Origin of the sequence: Bacillus cereus group sp. BfR-BA-01382 (assembly GCF_022663475.1) — a bacterium.
Classification (GTDB): Bacteria; Bacillota; Bacilli; order Bacillales; family Bacillaceae_G; genus Bacillus_A; species Bacillus_A thuringiensis_S.
This window is the reverse complement of the sequence record NZ_JAKUFQ010000207.1, coordinates 1-2,841: the sequence shown is the minus strand read 5'-3', so window position 1 is coordinate 2,841 and position 2,841 is coordinate 1. Positions and strand designations below refer to the sequence as shown.

Genomic DNA, 2,841 nt, shown 5'->3' with positions numbered 1-2,841 from the left:
AATGTGTTGAATATATTTTTTGCTTTGTATATAGGTTTATGTTTCGGAGGGGTTTTGTTTTTGCGGATATGTAGCATTTTTTGAAATTTACTTAGACAATGTTCACCAATAATAGACAATGGGTATTCCTAATAGATAAGATATCCAAGTAGACAGGTGATTTGGGATTAAGAAGAACGTCGAACATGATAGATACTTGAAATGGTTTACGATTAATAAAATAAAATATATCTTGTACATAAGATGTTTTTTTTATATAAAAAAACAAAATAAATGATGATGATAAAAAATATTTTTTTATAAAAGGGAGATGTTTTAATATGAAACAACAAAATGTATTCAATAAATGTGGTCAAAATGTAAATGATATATTGTCTGGTGGTACAAAGAAAGGAGAGTCTACTATTAGTGAGAGTGAACTTAATCGGGTTGTGAATGAAGAAAACTTAGGAAACATTCAGCAAATGGCGTCTGATTTTCTAACTGATGGCGTAAAACATTTACCAGAGATTCGAGAACGAATGAAAGCAATGGGAATGGAAGGTCAATTAGATACAGTATTAAAGGGTTTGGGGATTTCGATGCCAGAAGAAATGAAAGGTAAGTAAAAGTTATCTTCATAACTTTTAGGTGGTGGATATTATGTTTACTTATCAAAATACATATCACTGCTGTACATTAGATGAATCTATTTCTCGATTTTACGAAGAAATTGCAATTCGCCTAAAAACAGAAATGAAAACTTCGTTAACTCTTCATAGAGGTGTTATGGAGCTATATGCTTACATTGGATTTAAGAATGATAAAGTACTTGATATTAAGATTGAGTTGAATAAAAAGAAATTAATGTGGGTCTGCATTTGTGAAGAGTTGGATAAGAAAGATTTATTGAAATCTATTCATAAAGAAATGATTTTAGATAAAGATGGCTCATCAGCTAACTCACGAGGGCGATTGTTTGAATTTCGAGCAGAGCGATTTCTAAGAGATTTAAAACTATAATATATATAAAAGAATTCAGTATTTGACACTGAATTCTTTTTTCTTTTCCTTTAGTAATATGTAGTTGAGGGAGTGAGAATATCAATGTTCATTCCTTTTATCTTTTCTGACCAAACCTCTATTTTTTTGTCTGATAAATATCCAGTATGAACACACTCTCCATCAATAAATAAAGCTCTTCCAAATCTCATAATTTTATTGTATTCTACATGCTTCTGTAAATTATGGTCTGGAACAATATTTACAACGTATGTTTCGTTGTTATAGACACCTATACTAACATGATTCATTCTTAGACCCTGCTTTCTTTAATTTGTAATAAAAAAAGGATGAAACATATAGTCGCATCCGTTAATCTAATCAGAAATCAATGAATAGAAACAATTAATCTTTCTCTTTTGAATAATCCATCAACCTCTATCCAAGATGTAATCAAATCATTTTTATCCATCATGTAATCTGATAGAATGATATCTTTACTATTAACCTGTTTATCACTAAGCGTTTGTGTATCAACTGTCTTTTTATCACTTGAAACTTCTTCCAACACTACTACGTTTACCATCATTTATTCCTCCAAATTTAATTCCTTTTTTCAAATACCTGATTTTAATATGCAAAATATTATATGTATGTTACTCGATATAATAACGAATTTGACTATAGTCAACAAAATTATAATTCATTAACTGATATATGTAAATAAAAAACTTCTTACATATTGTAAGAAGTTTATAATTCTTTCTGCAATTTTTCTTTGATTCTTGAATTTCTATTCGTGTCACTAACCTTTAAAATTCCTTTATTCAGTGTTTCTTCATCACCAATACTAATTAAAATTTTCTTTGCTCTTGTTCTACCTGTATAAATTAAATTGCGAGTAGACATGCTTAATTGAGATTCGTGGAAAGGCATGATGACAATAGGGAATTCACTACCTTGGCTTTTATGAATGGTAATTGCATAAGCCAGTTGTAATTGTTCCATGTCTTTTTCTGAATAAGCAACAGGGTCTTCTCTATCTGGATATTCTACATCAACCTTAAATTCGCCTTCATATGTATAGATAGAAGAGACAACACCAACTTCACCATTATATACGCCTAAATCTTTATTGTTTTCTGTGTGAATTACTTTGTCACCAGTTCGGAATGTTGTAAACTCATCTCTTTGGTAATCCATTGAAGAGTTAGGTGGATTAAAATGTAACTGTATCGCACGATTTAATTCATCAGTTCCTAAGTCCCCAATACGCATAGGTGATAGTAAGCAGATGTCATCTAATTTGTAATTATATTTATCTATCATTCTTTGGATACTATCAATAATTTTTTTGCGAATAACTAATGAATTTTTCTCTTGAATGAAATACTCGTCACCTTTTGTGTGGTCAAAACTAATTCCATCAGGGTCTTTTGTTGTTTTTCCGTTAATAACCTTGTATGAATTCATAACGATTTGTGAGTTTTCAGCTTGACGAAATACCTTATCTAATTTCGTAACAGGGATTTTACCACTGTTAATTAAATCTCGTAAAATCAATCCTGGTCCTACAGAAGGTAATTGGTCAACATCTCCAACAAATAGAATACGAGTATTCTCACCTATATTATTTACCAGTTTGTTAGCTAAATATGCATCAACCATACTAAATTCATCTACAACAATAAAATCTGATGTTAATTGATTCAACTCTTTTGTTCCACCAAAGCTATTTAGACCCAATCCTCTATGAATTGTTGATGCATCCATATTTGTTAATTCTGTCATTCGTTTACTTGCTTTGCCTGTAGGGGCTAAAAGTAGGATAGTAGCTTTAGGATTTACTTTTTTTATACA

General features: G+C 30.2%; 5 protein-coding genes. 2 read left to right on the top strand and 3 right to left on the bottom strand.

Annotated features, from left to right (window positions below; translation table 11 throughout):
- The first annotated feature begins 320 nt into the window (after window positions 1-320).
- Both MR160_RS33290 and MR160_RS33285 read left to right on the top strand, forming a co-directional pair.
- Complete coding sequence (locus MR160_RS33290; protein WP_086877616.1) at window positions 321-608, top strand: hypothetical protein; 288 nt, start codon at window positions 321-323, stop codon at window positions 606-608.
- A 34-nt stretch (window positions 609-642) separates the two neighbouring features.
- A complete protein-coding gene (locus MR160_RS33285; RefSeq protein WP_086877618.1) occupies window positions 643-1,002 on the top strand; it encodes a hypothetical protein in 360 nt (119 codons plus the stop codon).
- A 50-nt stretch (window positions 1,003-1,052) separates the two neighbouring features.
- On the opposite strand, the gene MR160_RS33280 is transcribed toward MR160_RS33285, so the two are convergent.
- The 3 genes from MR160_RS33280 to MR160_RS33270 form a co-directional block, all read right to left on the bottom strand.
- Window positions 1,053-1,292 carry a hypothetical protein gene (locus tag MR160_RS33280; protein ID WP_086877620.1) on the bottom strand — a complete coding sequence of 80 codons (240 nt, stop codon included), beginning with the start codon at window positions 1,290-1,292 and terminating at the stop codon, window positions 1,053-1,055.
- 77 nt (window positions 1,293-1,369) lie between these two features.
- Entirely contained in the window at window positions 1,370-1,567 is a 198-nt protein-coding gene (locus tag MR160_RS33275; RefSeq protein WP_242299180.1) for a hypothetical protein, read from the bottom strand.
- Between the two features lie 167 nt (window positions 1,568-1,734).
- A partial coding sequence (locus MR160_RS33270) for an ATP-dependent DNA helicase (protein WP_242299179.1) occupies window positions 1,735-2,841 on the bottom strand: 1,107 nt, incomplete at its 5' end.

What these genes read in the sequence shown, in the direction of transcription:
- MR160_RS33290 (WP_086877616.1), top strand. Translation starts at nt 321, where the DNA reads ATGAAACAACAAAATGTATTCAATAAATGTGGTCAAAATGTAAATGAT.
- MR160_RS33285 (WP_086877618.1), top strand. Translation starts at nt 643, where the DNA reads ATGTTTACTTATCAAAATACATATCACTGCTGTACATTAGATGAATCT.
- MR160_RS33280 (WP_086877620.1), bottom strand. Translation starts at nt 1,292, where the DNA reads ATGAATCATGTTAGTATAGGTGTCTATAACAACGAAACATACGTTGTA.
- MR160_RS33275 (WP_242299180.1), bottom strand. Translation starts at nt 1,567, where the DNA reads ATGGTAAACGTAGTAGTGTTGGAAGAAGTTTCAAGTGATAAAAAGACA.